This window comes from Cytobacillus sp. FSL K6-0265 (genome assembly GCF_038003465.1).
Taxonomy (GTDB): domain Bacteria; phylum Bacillota; class Bacilli; order Bacillales; family Cytobacillaceae; genus Cytobacillus; species Cytobacillus stercorigallinarum.
Map to the genome: position 1 here is coordinate 1,944,190 of NZ_JBBOPE010000001.1, position 18,272 is coordinate 1,962,461.

At 35.5% G+C, this 18,272-nt stretch carries 21 protein-coding genes; 17 read left to right on the forward strand and 4 right to left on the reverse strand.

The window, feature by feature from the left end; all coding sequences use genetic code 11:
- Positions 1-299 precede the first annotated feature (299 nt).
- The 3 genes from miaA to spoVK all read left to right on the forward strand — a co-directional run bounded on the left by miaA (position 300) and on the right by spoVK (position 2,757).
- Positions 300-1,265 carry a tRNA (adenosine(37)-N6)-dimethylallyltransferase MiaA gene (gene miaA, locus MHH73_RS09970; RefSeq protein ID WP_191812073.1) on the forward strand — a complete coding sequence of 322 codons (966 nt, stop codon included), beginning with the start codon at positions 300-302 and terminating at the stop codon, positions 1,263-1,265.
- A gap of 28 nt (positions 1,266-1,293) precedes the next feature.
- A complete protein-coding gene (hfq, locus tag MHH73_RS09975) occupies positions 1,294-1,524 on the forward strand; it encodes an RNA chaperone Hfq (protein ID WP_095369447.1) in 231 nt (76 codons plus the stop codon).
- Between the two features lie 282 nt (positions 1,525-1,806).
- Positions 1,807-2,757 (forward strand): stage V sporulation protein K, encoded by a 951-nt coding sequence (gene spoVK, locus MHH73_RS09980; RefSeq protein WP_095369446.1) that lies wholly within the window; start codon positions 1,807-1,809, stop codon positions 2,755-2,757.
- A gap of 124 nt (positions 2,758-2,881) precedes the next feature.
- On the opposite strand, the gene MHH73_RS09985 is transcribed toward spoVK, so the two are convergent.
- On the reverse strand, positions 2,882-3,466 hold the full coding sequence (locus MHH73_RS09985; RefSeq protein ID WP_191812674.1) for a trimeric intracellular cation channel family protein: 585 nt from the start codon (positions 3,464-3,466) through the stop codon (positions 2,882-2,884).
- Positions 3,467-3,723: 257 nt separating this feature from the next.
- Between MHH73_RS09985 and hflX the strand changes: the two genes are divergently transcribed.
- The 7 genes from hflX to MHH73_RS10020 all read left to right on the forward strand — a co-directional run bounded on the left by hflX (position 3,724) and on the right by MHH73_RS10020 (position 10,148).
- Positions 3,724-4,980, forward strand: coding sequence for a GTPase HflX (hflX, locus tag MHH73_RS09990; protein ID WP_191812070.1), 1,257 nt, complete (start codon positions 3,724-3,726; stop codon positions 4,978-4,980).
- Positions 4,981-4,998: 18 nt separating this feature from the next.
- Positions 4,999-6,273 carry a methionine gamma-lyase family protein gene (locus tag MHH73_RS09995; protein ID WP_341066470.1) on the forward strand — a complete coding sequence of 425 codons (1,275 nt, stop codon included), beginning with the start codon at positions 4,999-5,001 and terminating at the stop codon, positions 6,271-6,273.
- Positions 6,274-6,453: 180 nt separating this feature from the next.
- Complete coding sequence (locus tag MHH73_RS10000; protein WP_095369443.1) at positions 6,454-6,864, forward strand: MerR family transcriptional regulator; 411 nt, start codon at positions 6,454-6,456, stop codon at positions 6,862-6,864.
- 41 nt (positions 6,865-6,905) lie between these two features.
- Positions 6,906-8,240, forward strand: coding sequence for a type I glutamate--ammonia ligase (glnA, locus tag MHH73_RS10005; protein WP_191812066.1), 1,335 nt, complete (start codon positions 6,906-6,908; stop codon positions 8,238-8,240).
- A 381-nt stretch (positions 8,241-8,621) separates the two neighbouring features.
- Positions 8,622-8,921 carry a hypothetical protein gene (locus MHH73_RS10010; RefSeq protein WP_191812064.1) on the forward strand — a complete coding sequence of 100 codons (300 nt, stop codon included), beginning with the start codon at positions 8,622-8,624 and terminating at the stop codon, positions 8,919-8,921.
- Between the two features lie 280 nt (positions 8,922-9,201).
- Positions 9,202-9,540: a hypothetical protein gene (locus MHH73_RS10015; protein ID WP_191812062.1), complete on the forward strand. Its 339-nt coding sequence runs from the start codon at positions 9,202-9,204 to the stop codon at positions 9,538-9,540.
- 275 nt (positions 9,541-9,815) lie between these two features.
- Positions 9,816-10,148, forward strand: coding sequence for a hypothetical protein (locus MHH73_RS10020; RefSeq protein WP_191812060.1), 333 nt, complete (start codon positions 9,816-9,818; stop codon positions 10,146-10,148).
- A 684-nt stretch (positions 10,149-10,832) separates the two neighbouring features.
- Here the strand turns inward: MHH73_RS10020 and MHH73_RS10025 are convergent.
- Both MHH73_RS10025 and lexA read right to left on the reverse strand, forming a co-directional pair.
- Positions 10,833-11,117 (reverse strand): DUF4257 domain-containing protein, encoded by a 285-nt coding sequence (locus tag MHH73_RS10025; RefSeq protein WP_191812058.1) that lies wholly within the window; start codon positions 11,115-11,117, stop codon positions 10,833-10,835.
- Positions 11,118-11,312: 195 nt separating this feature from the next.
- Positions 11,313-11,960 (reverse strand): transcriptional repressor LexA, encoded by a 648-nt coding sequence (lexA, locus tag MHH73_RS10030; RefSeq protein ID WP_191812056.1) that lies wholly within the window; start codon positions 11,958-11,960, stop codon positions 11,313-11,315.
- 131 nt (positions 11,961-12,091) lie between these two features.
- Between lexA and yneA the strand changes: the two genes are divergently transcribed.
- From yneA to MHH73_RS10060, 6 genes are all read left to right on the forward strand, one after another.
- Positions 12,092-12,424 carry a cell division suppressor protein YneA gene (gene yneA, locus MHH73_RS10035; protein ID WP_191812054.1) on the forward strand — a complete coding sequence of 111 codons (333 nt, stop codon included), beginning with the start codon at positions 12,092-12,094 and terminating at the stop codon, positions 12,422-12,424.
- 14 nt (positions 12,425-12,438) lie between these two features.
- Positions 12,439-13,104, forward strand: coding sequence for a YneB family resolvase-like protein (locus MHH73_RS10040; RefSeq protein WP_341066481.1), 666 nt, complete (start codon positions 12,439-12,441; stop codon positions 13,102-13,104).
- Between the two features lie 472 nt (positions 13,105-13,576).
- Complete coding sequence (locus MHH73_RS10045; protein ID WP_191812050.1) at positions 13,577-13,807, forward strand: DUF896 domain-containing protein; 231 nt, start codon at positions 13,577-13,579, stop codon at positions 13,805-13,807.
- 161 nt (positions 13,808-13,968) lie between these two features.
- Entirely contained in the window at positions 13,969-15,966 is a 1,998-nt protein-coding gene (gene tkt, locus MHH73_RS10050) for a transketolase (RefSeq protein ID WP_191812048.1), read from the forward strand.
- Positions 15,967-16,101: 135 nt separating this feature from the next.
- Complete coding sequence (gene sirA, locus MHH73_RS10055) at positions 16,102-16,536, forward strand: sporulation inhibitor of replication protein SirA (protein WP_191812046.1); 435 nt, start codon at positions 16,102-16,104, stop codon at positions 16,534-16,536.
- Positions 16,537-16,620: 84 nt separating this feature from the next.
- Positions 16,621-16,839, forward strand: coding sequence for a YneF family protein (locus tag MHH73_RS10060; RefSeq protein ID WP_095369430.1), 219 nt, complete (start codon positions 16,621-16,623; stop codon positions 16,837-16,839).
- A 212-nt stretch (positions 16,840-17,051) separates the two neighbouring features.
- Here the strand turns inward: MHH73_RS10060 and MHH73_RS10065 are convergent, their stop codons facing one another.
- Positions 17,052-17,231, reverse strand: a complete 180-nt coding sequence (locus MHH73_RS10065) for an aspartyl-phosphate phosphatase Spo0E family protein (RefSeq protein ID WP_318245450.1) — start codon at positions 17,229-17,231, stop codon at positions 17,052-17,054.
- A 304-nt stretch (positions 17,232-17,535) separates the two neighbouring features.
- On the opposite strand from MHH73_RS10065, the gene MHH73_RS10070 reads away from it, so the two are divergent.
- Positions 17,536-18,243, forward strand: a complete 708-nt coding sequence (locus MHH73_RS10070; protein ID WP_191812042.1) for a cytochrome c biogenesis CcdA family protein — start codon at positions 17,536-17,538, stop codon at positions 18,241-18,243.
- Positions 18,244-18,272: the final 29 nt, after the last annotated feature.

Here is an 18,272-nt window from a genome sequence, read left to right on the forward strand (position 1 = left end):
CCTAATTTCCTATAATTCTGCTTCGTCTCAAACCATTTTCATAAGACCATATTCATAAGACATCTTATCTTAAACTCCGCTTTTTATAAGGTAACATGAAACGACCATAGAAGCCTGAATGTAAATAAAACGTTATAAAAATGTAATCTCCACTGTAAAAAAGAATCGAATCCGCAATAAAAAAGGTTTAATTTGTAGAAAAAGGGTGAATAATGTTTGGGTATTGATTGTCTTTTTTCCTTCCTATGCTTATGGTACGATAAGATAGAAATTGAAAGACTAAAAGGCAGTGTGAATGAATGACAACTCAAAAAGAAAAAATCATTATTCTTATAGGACCTACTGCAGTAGGGAAAACAAAAACAAGTATTGAACTGGCAAAAAAATACAATGGTGAAATTATTAGTGGTGATTCCATGCAAATATACAAAGGTATGGACATTGGTACAGCCAAAATAACGGAAGAAGAGACTGAGGGTATTCGCCATCATTTAATTGATATTAAAGAACCGGATGAAAGTTTTTCGACAGCTGCATTTCAAACGATTGTTAGAGAGAAGATAACTGAAATCAGCAGGAGAGGGAAGTTACCGATTATTGTAGGAGGGACGGGACTATACATACAATCCGTTCTATTTGACTATCAATTTTCAAATGTTGCCTCAGATGATGGTTTCAGAAAGCACTTAGAGGAAAGGGCGAAAGTTGAAGGGAATATTTGTATTCATAAGGAATTACAGGTGGTCGATCCGGAATCTGCCTTAAAAATTCATCCTAATAACATTCGAAGAGTGATTCGAGCTCTCGAAGTATACCATTGTACAGGAAAAACGATGACAGAGTGGCAAAATACTCAGAAACCTGAATCGGTATATAATGCCGCTGTAATCGGTTTAACCATGGATAGAGATCTTTTGTATAAACGGATTAATCAGAGAATAGATATAATGATGGATAAAGGCTTATTGGCTGAGGTGAGAGGATTTTGTGAAAAAGGATTGCGAAACTGTCAGTCAATGCAAGCGATAGGATATAAGGAATTCTATCCTTATTTTGATGGATTGATTTCTTTAGATGAGGCTGTTGAACAGCTGAAGCAAAACTCTCGAAGATATGCCAAAAGGCAGCTAACTTGGTTTCGTAATAAAATGGATGTTAGTTGGATAGATATGAGTATAGCCCTCGATTCAAAGGGTTTTCATAAAAAAATCAATGAAATTTATGTAACGATTGAAGGAAAGCTGAAAATTAAATCGAATACATAATAATAGAGATAAAAGAGGAGGATTTGTAATGAAAACATCAATCAATATCCAAGATCAATTTCTAAATCAATTGCGTAAAGATAACGCCAATGTGACAGTTTTCTTGTTAAACGGTTTCCAAATTAGGGGTCAAGTAAAGGGGTTTGATAATTTTACTGTCCTATTTGAATCAGAAGGAAAACAACAACTTGTTTATAAGCACGCGATTTCAACATTTGCTCCTCAACGAAATGTGTCGTTAGATATGGAACAAAAATAATAAGTTGCTTCACCGAGTCCGCAAATCATGCGGGCTTTTTCTTATGGTTTGACAATCCTTTTGGGGATAATGATGGTATATATCATTTGAAGTGATTAACAATTTTGTTTTGACTAAAAAAACTTTAATGATTTTCTCCAAATTGAATATATATGAACAAGAAGACTCTTACTTCTAATAATAGAATAGGCTAAATAACTACTTGAGATAACGTCTAGGCTTTTGTCACAATTAAGGCAATCTTAGCGTATACTGGTGCAAGAGAATGTGAGGTGAAAGCTATTGGATCAGCCGATTCGTTTGAAAAATAATGGACAAATCAGTATTGTACTAAATTCTCAAAAAAGAAAAGCCTTAACAAAAGAAATACCCGAACCGAATGTGGTACAAAAAACCTTACAATCAGAGCATCTTGCTCTTAGAGAAATTGAAGAAGAATTAGCTGCCTTAGTAGGCATGGAAGAAATGAAAAGAATGATTAAAGAAATTTACGCCTGGATTTACGTGAACAAGAAGCGAGAAGAAGCAGGACTGAAAGCGGGAAAGCAGTCCCTTCATATGATGTTCAAAGGAAATCCTGGAACAGGGAAAACAACGGTAGCTAGGTTAATAAGTAAGCTATTTCAAAAAATGGATGTTTTGACAAAGGGGCATTTGATCGAAGCTGAAAGGGCTGACTTAGTAGGAGAATATATTGGCCATACGGCTCAAAAAACGAGAGACTTAATTAAAAAAGCGATCGGAGGCATCCTTTTTATTGATGAAGCTTATTCCCTCGGTAGAGGAGGGGAAAAAGATTTTGGTAAAGAGGCGATCGATACATTAGTGAAACATATGGAAGATAAACAGCATGATTTTATACTCATTTTAGCGGGATATTCAAAGGAAATGGACTATTTTTTATCGTTAAATCCAGGTTTACATTCTAGATTTCCGCTTGTCATAGATTTTCCGGATTATTCAATTGAACAACTAATGGAAATCGGGCAAAGAATGCTGAAACAAAAAGAGTACGTACTTAGCAGAGAAAGTGAAAGGAAATTAAAAGATCACTTACTTTGGGTGAAAACAGTATTAAATCCTCAAACATTTTCTAATGGAAGATATATAAGGAATATTATTGAAAAGGCAATACGTGCACAATCCATGAGGCTTTTAATGCAAAGTCATTATGACCGCCATGAATTAATGACAATTAGAAGTAACGATTTAGTTTTTGAAGAAGACGATTGAATGAGTCCTAGCTCCGCTTAATTTAGGAGTTTGTTTTTTGTTATTAATAGGAATGCTAATTGAAAAAATAGAGCCGCTCTCCTACTTTGTATAGTGGGCTTTGAGCTGGCTCTGTTTTTTATGACTAATTTAACTTATATTGTTTTGTAGGGAGTTTCCATTTATAAGTGTAAGATAATACTCTAAGGGCGGTAATTGTTATGAATAATATAATGAGCTCTACTGATGATGTAAAAATATTTAATCCGATTAATAACCCTGTAATAATCGCCCAAACAGCATAGATTTCTGATCGTAATACTAAAGGTTTTCTTTGTGCTAATAAATCACGAATCATTCCTCCACCACTACCTGTTAATACTGCGGCAACGATAATTGCGCTTAATGGATGATTCATATCAGCAGCATAAAGTGCACCTTGTATAGCAAATGCTGATAAACCAATGGCATCAGTGAAGTTTCCCCATTTATGCCAATGCTTTAATAAATGATGGGGAAAAATGATAATCAATGTAATAGATAATAAGGCGATTTGAAAAAAAGTTCCCTGTTCCCACAATGTTGAAACGGGTACCCCAATCAATAAATTACGGATGGCTCCTCCGCCAAAGGCAGTGACGATGCCTAAAATATAAATGCCTAATATATCATAATCTTCTTCCATAGCTACGATTGCACCGCTAATGGCAAAAGCAATTGTACCAATCATACTTAAAAAATCCCAAGTTAACACCACATATCACCACACGTTCTTAAAATCCTGCACAAACATATAGATTTTAACATGAAATAGCATGAAATCAATGATTTTTAATTAATAATTTTTTTGGCAAATGATAATGATAGATAAAACTGCAAGACATTGTGGATAAAAGGAAATTTTCTCCCTTTAACGTAAAGAATAATTAGTGTATTACAAAAGAATTTGATATGATAATAATATGTTAAAAAGAAAGTAGGGCTTTAATGGAACAACAGTCTTTTAAAGAAAAAGCGATACTTGTCGGCTGTCAAACGACTGAAGACGATTTGCAATATAGTTATTCAATGGATGAGCTTATGTCACTAACAAAAACGGCAAATGGTGAAGTCGTTACAAGTGTTATACAAAAAAGAGAAAGAATTCATCCATCTACATATATAGGAAAAGGGAAAGTTGAAGAAATTTCACGTCTACAAGAAGAGACAGAAGCTGATGTGATCATTTTTAATGATGAACTATCTCCTAGCCAAGTTCGTAACCTATCCGAATTCATTTCGGCAAGAATTATTGATCGCACGCAGTTGATTCTTGATATTTTTGCAGGCAGGGCTCGTTCAAAAGAGGGGAAACTTCAAGTTGAATTAGCTCAATTAAAATATTTACTACCGAGATTATTGGGACAAGGAACAGCACTTTCACGACTAGGCGGGGGAATTGGAACAAGAGGTCCCGGTGAGACAAAGCTCGAATCAGACCGACGTCATATACGAAAGAAAATAGATGATATTGATAAGCAATTGAAAGCAGTTGTTCATCATAGGAAGCGTTACCGTGAAAGAAGAAAGAAGAATCAAGCACTGCAAATTGCCTTAGTAGGTTATACGAATGCGGGTAAATCTACACTGTTTAATCGCCTAACAGAAGCGGATTCCTATGAAGAAAATCAATTATTTGCCACACTGGATCCAATGACAAGAAAAATGTCTTTACCAAGTGGATATACAGCTCTTTTAACGGATACAGTTGGATTTATACAAGACTTACCGACTACGTTAATTGCAGCCTTTAGATCTACTTTAGAAGAAGTAAACGAAGCGGATCTTATTTTACATGTAGTCGATATGTCTAATCCTGACTACATCCAACATGAACAAACTGTAAAGCAATTAATTGATGATTTAGAGCAAGAAGAGATACCACAATTAATCGTATATAATAAAAAGGATGAAGCACATGAAAGATTCATCCCAACAAAGGGTAAGGACACGTTACAAATAAGTGCCTTAAATGATCGTGATCGCCAGCTGCTAAAAGAGGCAATTGAACGAGCAATCACTCAATTAATGGATTCATATACTGCTGCAATCCCTGCTTCAGAAGGAAAGTTATTATCGCTCCTAAATACGGTGACTATTGTGCGGAGTAGTGAATTTATCGAAGAAGAACAAATATATTTAGCTAAAGGTTTTTACTTCAAAGATCATCCAATCACACAAATGCTAAATTATTATAGAGTATAGAAAGTAAAGGTGTAAAACATGTTCCAAAGCTTAGTAAATGGAGAATCCCTTTTTGAGATTGTTCAAGAAGTAGAAAAGAAAATTTCTGCTGTGACACATAAAATAGAGCAAAGAATAGATGATAATCAATTTCGCGTACTGCAAAGTTTTCAAAAACATCGTGTAAGTGATAGCCACTTTATACCGTCAACAGGATACGGCTATGACGATGCGGGTAGAGATACTTTAGAATTAATCTATGCAGATGTCTTTGGTGGCGAAGCAGCATTGGTTAGACCACAAATCATATCTGGTACCCATGCTATATCGACTGCATTATTTGGTATTTTACGACCGGGAGATGACCTTTTATATATTACAGGTAAACCTTATGATACGTTAGAAGAAATCGTCGGTATTAGAGGTAAAGGGGTAGGGTCTCTAAGAGAATTTCGTATTGGTTATGATACGGTTGAATTGCAAGCGAATGGTAGGGTTGATTATGAAGTAATCAAAGAAAGAATGACATCTAATACAAGGATGATTGGTATACAACGTTCAAGAGGTTATGCGGAAAGACCATCATTTACAATAAATGAAATAAAAGAAATGATTGATTTTGTTAAGTCAATTAACCCTGAAGTCGTTGTCTTCGTAGATAATTGTTACGGTGAATTTGTTGAAGAGATGGAACCATGTCATATTGGTGCCGATTTAATGGCCGGTTCACTTATTAAGAACCCTGGCGGTGGATTAGTGAAAACTGGTGGTTACATTGTTGGGAAAAAAGCTCTTGTTGAAGCGTGTTCTTATCGATTAACTTCCCCTGGAATAGGAGCCGAAGCTGGTGCATCCCTTTATAGTTTGCAGGAGATGTATCAAGGCTTTTTCTTAGCTCCCCATGTAGTGGGACAAGCTTTGAAGGGAGCGGTTTTTACTGCAGCAATCCTTGAATACTTTGGGATGAAAACAAATCCAAGATGGGATGCAGAGAGAACAGACTTAATTCAATCAGTACAATTTGGTGATGCTAAAATGATGGTTGCCTTTTGTCAAGCGATTCAATATGCTTCCCCAATCAACTCTCACGTAACTGCATATCCAGCATACATGCCAGGATATGAGGATGATGTTATTATGGCTGCGGGTACCTTTATCCAAGGGGCAAGTATTGAGCTAACAGCAGATGGACCTATTCGCCCCCCTTTTGAAGCATATGTTCAAGGCGGATTAACCTATTCTCATGTAAAAATCGCCATTTGTACGGCGTTAGACCAATTATTAGAGAAAAAACTCATTCAAAAGAATCAATAAATGTGGAGAAAGGAGGCGAATATACGCTGCCTTTTTTCAATACTAGGAGAAAAGTTTGAAAATTTCATCATTTACATGTGATAAAACATAACATTTTGTTGACAGATTATCTAACACGACATATAATAGGATATAAGATACAAAGAAATAAAAAGTAAAAGAATGAAGGAGGAGAGATGGTTGACTGGAAGTGAAATACGTCGTTCCATGCCGCTCTTTCCAATTGGCATTGTTATGCAGCTGACTGAGCTTACTGCAAGACAGATTCGCTATTATGAAGAACACCAATTGATTACTCCAGCTAGAACGGATACGAATAGAAGGCTGTATTCATTGAATGATATTGATAAATTGCTAGAAATCAAAGATTTAATTGATCAAGGTGTCAATATGGCGGGAATAAAGCAACTATTTACAGTGAAACAACAACAAGAGATGGATGAACAAGCATTTAAGAAGCAAGAAGAAAAAGTGAGACATGATTTGTCAGATGATGAATTGAGAAAGCTTTTGCGTAAAGAATTTATGCAAGCAGGTAGGTTTACTCGATCGTCTTTAAGACAAGGTGATTTATCACGCTTTTTCCATTAAAATAAAAAATCTTTTCTTGACTTTAAAGGAGGAAACACAAGGTGGCAAAATTCACTAAAGAAGATATCAGACGTATTGCTAAAGAAGAAAATGTAAAATTTATCAGATTACAATTTACTGACATTTTAGGAACAATTAAAAACGTAGAGATTCCAATTAGTCAGCTTGAAAAAGCTTTGGACAATAAAATGATGTTCGATGGTTCCTCAATTGAAGGTTTCGTTCGTATTGAAGAATCAGATATGTATTTATTCCCAGACTTAGACACTTGGGTAGTCTTCCCTTGGACAGCTGAAAAAGGAAAAGTAGCACGTTTAATCTGCGATATTTATAATTCAGATGGTACGCCATTCGCGGGAGACCCACGTAATAACTTAAAAAGAATCCTTAAAGAAATGGAAGACCTCGGTTTTACAGATTTCAATCTTGGACCTGAACCAGAATTCTTCTTATTTAAGTTAGATCAACAAGGTGAACCAACTTTAGAACTTAATGATAATGGTGGTTATTTTGATTTAGCTCCAACAGACTTAGGTGAAAATTGCCGTCGTGATATCGTTCTTGAGCTTGAAGAAATGGGCTTTGAAATTGAAGCTTCTCACCATGAAGTGGCTCCAGGGCAACATGAAATCGATTTTAAATATGCTGATGCATTATCAGCGTGTGATAACATCCAAACATTTAAATTAGTCGTTAAAACAATTGCACGTAAACACGGTTTACACGCAACATTTATGCCAAAACCATTATTCGGTGTGAACGGATCAGGTATGCACTGTAACGTTTCTTTATTTAAAGATGGTGTAAATGCATTCTATGATACAAAAGGTGATTTAGAACTTAGTGATACAGCACGTAATTTTATTGCAGGTATCATTAACCATGCACCAAGTTTCACAGCTGTAACAAATCCAACAGTAAACTCTTTCAAACGTTTAGTGCCTGGATATGAAGCTCCTTGTTATGTTGCTTGGTCTGCAAGAAACCGTTCACCACTTATTCGTATCCCAGCATCACGTGGTGTCAGTACACGTGTAGAAGTACGTAGTGTGGATCCAGCTGCAAATCCTTATCTTGCAATGGCTGTTCTTCTTAAAGCTGGGTTAGATGGCGTGAAAAACAACCTAACACCACCAGCTCCAGTAGATCGTAATATCTATGTGATGAGCAAAGAAGAGCGTGAAGCTGAAGGCATTAAAGATCTTCCAGCTACACTTTATAGCGCGCTAGAACTTCTTAAACAAGATGAAGTAATGGTTGCTGCACTTGGTGAACATATTCTTGAACACTTTATCGAAGCAAAAGAAATTGAGTGGGATATGTTCCGTACGCAAGTTCACCCATGGGAACGCGAGCAATATTTACAAATGTATTAATAAAATTAACCCCTCTACCACTATGGTTTGAGGGGGTTTTGTTTTGCTCAAATAAAATTCATGACCAACTAATTATTCTGTTGACCAAAATAAGACCAAAAAATGTGACTGTAGGTAAACTCGATGTAATCGAGGTACCTGCGGTTTTTTTGTATTAAAAATAGAAGAAAGTAAAGTGGTGAGGAGAGGTCTTAAGACATTCATTTTGAACCTTATTCCTTTTATAGAATGGACCTTAACGTCGCTTTTCCATGCATTTAAAAAAATCTAAAAGATGTCATATAAAACATAAAATGGTCTTTTAACAAGGTGATATAGCCCGTACAACTCTTCATCTTCCACATATAGTATTAACATAATCATAGAAAGGAGGATGAGAATATGGGATATAAAAATCAAAACTATTCAGATTCATATGGATATGATCATAACGATTGTGGCTGCGATGAATTCTTTAGAAACATTTCCCGTGGTGAGGATGTGAAAGTATTCCTTAAAGGCGGCGGCCATGTTTTCGGAGAGTTTATCGATGTTCGTGGAAATTTAGTTTTCCTAGCAAAAGCTAACTGTCATCGTCGCGATGATCGTCACGATGATCGCCACAAAGATTGTTGCGACAAGAAAGATCGTGTAAGGATTACTACGATCTGTTGTGATGATATCGTTGCAGTTGAAGTCTAAAGAAACACCTTAGTAAGAGTCCTTTTTTATGTGTCTTAGAGGAAGTTATTGCAAGGGATATAACTGCTTCTTCACTTCGTATCTATTTAATAAATACTAAAAGGACTCTGCTCAAAGCAGCCATAACGGCTGCTTTTTTATATTAGTTAGAGTAGACTCGAAAAACTAAAAGAAGATACAAAGAGAAAATAAAATGGTCTCTTAACAGGGTGAGATAGCCCGTACAACTCTTCATTTTCCACATATAGTATTAACATAATCATAGAAAGGAGGAAGAGATATGGGATATAATAATTGTTTTTTTGGTAGAAGCCCAAGATATTCAGACTCATATGGATATAATAACAACAATTGTGGTTGTGGCAATTACAGTAAAGACGACAATAAGGATTGTGGCTGTGATGAGTTCTTTAAGAACATTTCCCGTGGTGAGGATGTGAGAGTTTTTCTTAAAGGCGGCGACCATGTATCAGGAGAATTCATCGATGTTCGTGGAAATTTAGTCTTCCTAGCAAAAGCAGAATGTCATCATCACGATGATTGTTGTTGTGACAAGAAAGGTCGAGTAAAAATCACTACAATCTGTTGTGATAATATCGTTGCAGTTGAAACTCGATAATTAAGATTCTTCTTTATTGTATCATCGAGGAATTAAGGCAATAGGATATAACAGTTTCATATCATCATTCAACTTGCTATCTATTTAAGAGATACTAAAAAGGATCTAGCTCAAAGCAGCCATAACGGCTGCTTCTTTATTTAGTTAGGGTAGAAAGATTAAAAGATAGAAACATAGAGCAAATAAAATGGTCTCTTAACAGGGTGGTATAGCCCGTACAACTGCAAGACCATCCACATATAGTATTAACATAATCATAGAAAGGAGGAAGAGGTATGGGATATAATAATTGTTTTTTTGGTAGAAGCCCAAGATATTCAGACTCATACGGATATGACAACAATAATTATGGTTGTGGTAATTACAGCAAAGACGACAATAACGATTGTGGCTGCGATGAGTTTTTTAAGAACATTTCCCGTGGTGAAGATGTGAAGGTTTTTCTTAAAGGTGGCGGCCATGTGTTCGGAGAGTTTATCGATGTTCGTGGAAATTTAGTCTTCTTAGCAAAAGCGGAATGTCATCGTCACGATGATTGTTGTGACAAGAAAGGTCGTGTAAGAATCACTACGATCTGTTGTGATGATATTGTTGCAGTTGAGGTATAAGGCACTGAGGAAAACCCGATAGTTGAGAGTGCTTTTACAGTGTTTTAGCGGAAGTTAATTTATGAGAAAATAACTATTGCGGATACTAAAAAACATCTTTAAAACCAATCTTAACGGTTGCTTCACTTGTAGACAAACTCCTTATATTGAGTTTGTCTACAGTCCTATCTATTAATTAATAGGAAGAAAAACTATAACAATGATGCTAGATAATCGAAATCAATGAGAAATAGTTGCTTGAAGCGATCCTCAACCTGTGGATGACTTGGTTCGTGAAATCAAGATAGCTATTAATTCCTAATAGATGATGAATTGAATATAAAGTGTATGTATTTTGAAGTAGATTGTTCTATTTACCCATCAACTGGATCAAATGAACATTTATTCCATTAAACCATCAGTTTTTCATGAAAAGACATGATGTTTTATCGCCCCATAAAACATCATGTAGAAGGTAGTCAAGTGATTCTAAGATCTGTGTAAGACATACATACTACAATTTAAGAAGCAACTCATCGTAAAACGATGATGTGTTATATCCCTTCATAAATGTGAAATTGAACAGTCTGAGCAGGTATTTCTAGCGCTTAGTTCTTATAATAGTAGGTGAAAAATGAGGTTGTCTAGATATTATTTGTTCTTTTTATATACAACAAAAAACCGTTCATAAGAACGGAATAAAATTTATTCGTGATCTTTTACTTTTAGGGTATCTAATAATTTTAAGATACCCTCTCCTCCCATACCAGAAACGAGAGAGATGATGAAAACAGCAGTGGGGGAATCCGGTGTTGTTGTCACAATGACAAATACGGCCGCCAGTCCTCCTAGTAAGATGTCTTCTAAGAACCCTAAATAAATGAATTTTTTCGTCATCCGTGGCTTGACTAGTTTGCCTAACCTCTGCAAATGCCCTGCAACACCGACAATTCCACCAATCAACGCAGCGAAGAGAATGTTCATTAACATTTTTCCTTCACACTCCTAAAGCCGAGATTTTTTTGCGACCTTAGGTTGATTCTTGGTGTAAATTTCATTATAATATATTTTTGTCTCCATGTAATGATTCTATTTTACTGAATTTTTCAAATTTAATAATTGGATGCGTAACATATAAAGATAATTGCAACGATTAAAAAGGAGTGTCAAAAATGACACTCTTTTTTAATGAATTTGGCGATAAACACCAATAACTTTGCCTAAAATAGATACATTATGCAAAATAATCGGCTCCATAGTAGGGTTTTCTGGTTGTAGGCGAATAAAGTTCTTCTCTTTAAAGAATCGCTTAACCGTGGCCTCGTCATCTTCCGTCATAGCAACGACGATTTCTCCATTATTTGCTGTTTGTTGCTGCTTGACTATGACATAATCACCATCTAATATGCCAGCTTCAATCATACTTTCTCCCATAATTTCAAGCATGAAGATATTTTCGTCACTCGGAGCCATTCTTTCAGGTAAAGGAAAATATTCCTCAACATTCTCAATCGCAGTAATAGGTTGACCAGCAGTAACCTTACCGATAATAGGAACGTTCACTGTTTGCACTTTAGGAATTGGATTGCTCTCTTCTAAATTTAATACTTCAATGGCACGGGGTTTTGTTGGATCTCGACGAATAAGCCCTTTACTCTCTAGTCTGGCTAGATGACCGTGTACGGTTGAACTTGAAGCTAGTCCAACAGCTTCGCCTATTTCCCTAACAGACGGTGGATACCCTTTTTGTTTTACTTCATCCTTTATAAAATTCAATATATCTTGCTGCCTCTTAGATAATTTCACGCTATCACGCACCTTCGTCAATATCATTAAGCTTATTATACCACCAGTAGAAAACAGATACAAACATAAGTTCGAATTTTCTTGTTGACAGAAACAAGTGTTCGCATTATACTAAAATCATCAAATCGAACATATATTCTATTCAGGGGTGACAATTAATGATAAAACAATTGTGGAATTCTTATAGTTATGCTATTATTCTTATCGCTTTTAGTTTCGGTATGGCTTTCCTATTATTTTTGAACACTGGTAATGCAAATCAGGAGGAGTATGTAAAGGTTGAAGTAAAACAAGGGGATTCTTTATGGAAAATTGCGGAGGATTTTAGAGATGCCCATAATATGTCTTCTAAAGATTTTGTTGCTTGGGTAGAAGAATTTAATCATATACATTTAGGTGAAATACATCCTGGTGATACGGTATATCTTCCCATTACAGATGGTGAAATAATATCTGAAACCAATTTAGCTAGTGTGATATTAGAAGACTAAAGGAATGAATGAGAATGAATGTAATTATATATTGTAGGGTGAGCACGACGAAGGATACACAGGAAACGTCCCTTGCTAGACAAGAAGAAGAACTTTTACATTTAGCGAGAATGAAGGATATGATTGTAGTTGAAGTGATACGTGAGAAAGCAAGTGGCTATGATTTAGAAAGAATAGGTGTGCTGCAATTATTAGAGTTACTAAAACAGAAACAAGCGGAGGCTGTTCTTATTCAAGATGAAACCAGGATTGGAAGAGGCAATGCTAAAATCGCCATCTTACATTGTATACTTAAAGAAAATGGGAAGATTTTTACAATTGCCCATAACGGGGAATTGCAACTTTCAGATTCAGATTCTATGGTATTACAGATTGTTAGCATGGTTGAAGAATATCAAAGAAAACTACATAATGTAAAAATTAAAAGAGGGATGCAAAAAGCTGTTCAAAAAGGCTTTCGACCTGAAAAAAATTTAAAAAACCAAGGTAATATAAACGGCAGAGAACGAATAGAAGTACCAATTGAAGAAATAGTAAAATTGAGAAAAAACAACCTTACTTTTGCAGAAATTGCTGCAACGTTAAGAGGCTTTGGTTATAAAGTATCTAAAGCGACCGTTAACCGTAGATATAATGAATATATAGATGAAATAGAGCTGGTGGATCATGAACCATCATGATACAAATCTAATATGTCACTTAATTTGATTGCGCAATATATTTTAAAACTGAAAGACGAAGATATCTTGTTTTGCTCCCAAGAAAAAAGCATACTGAAAGATCCTTCAATTGTTGAGTTCATGCACCATCATTGGAGGGAAATAACGTAAATTGTGAATGGTTATCTGTGCTCCTAAGATTAATCCATGTTTTTTTACATTAAACGATAGTGAAAGTATATTTCCTCATTCCCCTTACTTCCATACGCTTCCTACATTAAATAGATTCATATTTTTCAAAAGAGCACAATGATACATAGCTTTACCAAATCTTAAAGCAATACTTTACCAACGTATTATCGTCTGAAAATTATAGTGAAAAACATGATTGTAAACTGCTTTCTTGTCAAATGCATTCATATTTAGTAATATGGCTATTAAGTATCTTCTCCATATGGTTGAAGACTTTTTGGATGGGAAGGAGTGTAACACAATGATTTCAAAAGAAAAATTAGCGAGAATTAATTCGCTTGCCAAGAAAGCAAAGACGGAAGGTTTATCAGAATTAGAGGCAAAGGAACAATCTAAATTAAGAAAAGAATATTTAGAAAAGTTTAGAGCTTCTATGTTAAATACATTAAAAGGTGTTACTGTTATTGACCCTGAAGGTAATGATGTTACACCAGATAAGTTAAAGCGTGAACAAAATAAACCACTTCACTAAGATTGTGTTTATAAATTTTAAAAGGAAACTGTAACGAGCAGTTTCCTTTGTTGTTGTTGTTTTATATGACAATTATATAATATTTTACCTTTCTGGTTGTAACTGAAGGTGAAAGTCTATTATATTTAATTTGTAGGATATATATTGAAAGGATGTCGTTCATGTTCAACAAAACAGATGCTTTATCAATTAGCGCCATAAGAACATTGTCAATCGATGCAGTCGAGAAGGCAAACTCTGGTCATCCAGGAATGCCAATGGGAGCTGCGCCAATGGCGTATACTTTATGGACAAAGTTTATGAATCATAATCCCAAAAATCCTGATTGGTTTAATCGTGATCGCTTCGTGTTATCTGCAGGTCATGGGTCTATGCTATTGTATAGTCTCCTTCATTTATCGGGATATGATCTTTCTTTAGATGATATTAAGGAATTTCGCCAGTGGGGTAGTAAAACACCAGGACATCCTGAATTTGGCCATACACCAGGTGTAGATGCCACAACAGGTCCATTAGGACAAGGGATTGCCATGGCAGTTGGGATGGCAATGGCAGAAAGCCACCTATCAGCTGAATATAATAAAGATGGCTACAATGTAGTAGACCACTATACATATAGTATATGCGGAGATGGAGACTTAATGGAGGGAGTGTCAGCAGAAGCCGCTTCTCTTGCTGGTCACCTTCAATTAGGAAAGCTGATCGTAATGTATGATTCTAATGATATTTCATTAGACGGAGATTTAGATCAATCATTTTCTGAAAGTGTAGCGGATCGTTTTAAGAGTTATGGCTGGCATTATCTCCGAGTAGAAGATGGAAATAATCTCGATGAAATTGCCCAGGCAATTGACAGCGCTCGTCAAAATACTACACAACCGACATTAATTGAAGTTAAGACGGTAATTGGTTATGGATCCCCGAATAAGGCAGGCTCCTCTGCTTCTCATGGATCACCACTAGGTTCAGCTGAATTAAAATTAACAAAAGATGCTTATGAGTGGACATTTGAAGAAGATTTTCATGTGCCTGAAGAAGTATATGCACACTTCAATCAAAATGTAGCTATTAACGGTGAAAAAGTAGATCGTGAATGGAAAGATCTTTTTGCTGCTTACAAAAAAGATCATCCGGAATTAGCAGAACAGCTAGAAGGTGCAATCAAAGGTGAATTACCAAATGGTTGGGATAAAGATCTTCCTGTTTATGAAGAAGGCAAAAGCTTAGCAACTAGAGCATCTTCAGGGGAAGCTCTCAATGGTATCGCGAAGAACTTACCATCTTTCTTTGGTGGTTCAGCTGACTTAGCGGGCTCGAATAAGACGATGATGAAAGATGCAGAAGACTTCTCAGCAACTAATTATGCTGGTAAAAATATTTGGTTTGGGGTACGAGAATTTGCCATGGGTGCAGCTTTAAATGGTATGGCTTTACACGGTGGTCTAAATGTCTTTGGAGGGACATTCTTTGTATTCTCCGACTACTTAAGACCAGCTATTCGACTTGCAGCATTAATGAAGCTCCCAGTTACTTATGTTTTTACACATGACAGCATTGCTGTAGGTGAAGATGGGCCTACGCATGAACCGGTTGAACAATTAGCAGCGCTTCGTGCCATGCCTAATTTAGCTGTGATTCGCCCAGCTGATGGAAATGAGACTTCAGCTGCCTGGAAGCTAGCGATTGAGTCAAAAGATCAACCAACAGCACTTGTGTTAACTAGGCAAAATATTGCTACACTACCAAACTCAGCAGAGTTAGCCCTTGAAGGAGTAGAAAAAGGTGCTTATGTGATTGCGAAAGCAGAAAAAGAGCAACCAGATGCGCTTCTTTTAGCGACAGGGTCAGAGGTAGAATTAGCGGTGAAGGCTAAAGCTGCGTTAAAAGAAGAAGGCTTTGATGTGGCGGTAATCAGTATGCCGGATTGGAAGAGATTTGATGCTCAATCAAATGAATATAAAGAATCTGTCTTACCTAAAAATGTAACCAAACGTTTAGCCATTGAAATGGCAGCATCATTCGGCTGGCATAAATATGTGGGCCTAGAAGGCGACGTTTTAGGGATTGATCAATTCGGTGCCTCAGCACCAGGAGATATTCTAATAAAAGAGTACGGTTTTACTGTAGAGAATATTGTAAGCAAAGTAAAGAGCTTATAAACATGAGCGAAGAGGGAATTTCCCTCTTCGTTTTTTTTCGACAAAAAAAGTAGAGATTTATAACAAAAAGAGACAGAAAATACTGAAATAAAATTTTATAATAAGAGAAAGACTTGTCTAAAAAGGAGTAATTCTATGAGAACGTATCAGCTATATTTAATAGATGAACCTTTTGCGTCTCATTATTTTGGTAGAGAGCAAATGTTTTATCAGCTGTTCAAGGAATATGAACAAGCGACAGGCACGATCCAATTTATTTTGGGAAAACAAATTGCCTTTATCACCAAGAATATTCCAAAAGATAAAGTAAATAATGATTTGTATAGAGAATTATATGCAGAGAAAAAAGTTTCTTATAAGAGCAATGCGTTTTACATTAAAGAAAAAAATAGTCAAGCAAAGTTGATGATCCATGATCGTTTTCTAAGTTTAGAGGCTTCAGGAAACTATGATGCAGAGACGGTGTTCTTTGAAGTTCTACGAAAAGAAGAGAGTTCCTATTTAGCTATTGACCTTTTTCATAATCGATTTGGCTGGTTAAAGCCATTAAAAGAAAGAAAGTTTGTCTAAATTAGAGAAAATCATCAGCAAATATTGTATAATAACCTTTGGTCTAGTACACTGTATGATAGACAACATGAAGGAGGAAGTAGTATGTGGACATATATTCTAGTTGGTATATTAGCATTACTTGCTGGTGTAGCACTAGGATTTTTCATCGCTCGTAAATATATGATGAGCTACCTTAAGAAAAATCCACCAATTAATGAACAAATGCTTAAAATGATGATGATGCAAATGGGAATGAAGCCATCTCAGAAGAAAATTAACCAAATGATGAATGCGATGAATAAGCAACAACCTGGAAAATAACTTAAGAACGTCAGTTAAATAAAGTTTCTAGGTTCAATTGCATATAGATAGAAACAGATCAACTTTATTTTTCGGTTCTTCATTGCAACAAAGAATAGACCAAAGCTAATTTTAGCTTTGGTCTATTTCTTTCATTAGGATCATATTGTCGAATTCTATGATATCAAATCACTTGTTAATATTTTTTAAAATGAAATTCAAGTGTTAGCCTTTTATGCTTGTCTATTTAATGTAAGTCTACTCTCGTAAAGACGATTATATTCATTTAATAGAGAATCTAACTCCTGACTATATTTGATGGCAGAAGCAGAGTTGAGGCCGTTTCTCATAGCGGTTTGAATCAGTTCCCGTCTTTTTTGTTCAATTAATAATAGTAATTCTTGTTTGTTCACGCACCTAAAACTCCTCTGCGATTTTGTTCTAACCATGAAGTAGTTTCTATTTTGTCCCAAATATTCTTTTATTAATTATAGCGAATAATGGTAATTAATTCAAAAGAAACTTATGTAAAACTCTTTACATTCATGATACAAAAAAACTATTTATTCAACTGATTTGATACATTGACGACATAAAGCTTGTGTTTAACCTGTGTATTCTATGTTAGACACAAATTATTCAAAAAGATTAATTTCTTTTCACATAATGTTTTGATAGAATGGGGAAGGAAAAAGGGGAAGGTATGGAGGTGTTGATATGACTGATGTGAATTTTATAATTGCTCTTGGTGCAGGTTTTTTGAGTTTCATCTCGCCATGCTGTTTACCATTATATCCGGCATTTTTATCGTATATCACTGGAATGAGCGTAGGCGAGTTAAAAACGGAGAATGCACTGCTACAAAAACGTAGTTTGATACATACGCTATGCTTTTTATTAGGATTTTCAATTGTTTTTATTGCCATCGGTTTTGGTTCTTCTTATATAGGTAGCTTTTTTTATGAATATGCTGATCTCATTCGTCAAATTGGCGCAATTTTTATTGTTTTATTTGGGCTTGTGATCTTAGGTTTGCTTAAACCAGCATTCTTAATGAAAGAAAGGAGATTTGATTTTAAAAATCGCCCGACTGGTTATTTCGGTTCAGTTCTAATAGGTCTAGCCTTTGCTGCTGGTTGGACTCCTTGCTCTGGGCCTATTTTAGCATCAGTTATTTTACTTTCAGCGACAAACCCTGGATCAGGTTTATTTTATATGATTGCCTATATTATTGGTTTTGCTGTCCCATTTTTGATATTGTCTTTCTTTATCGGTAGAATGAAATGGATTAAAAAACACAATGTAACGATTATGAGAATTGGTGGGATATTGATGATTGTAATGGGCGTCGTCTTGTTCTTTGATTGGATGACTGATATTATCTCCCTTCTCACTATGTTGACAGGTGGCTTTACGGGTTTTTAATAGCGATCATTGCATCAAAAAGCGAGGAA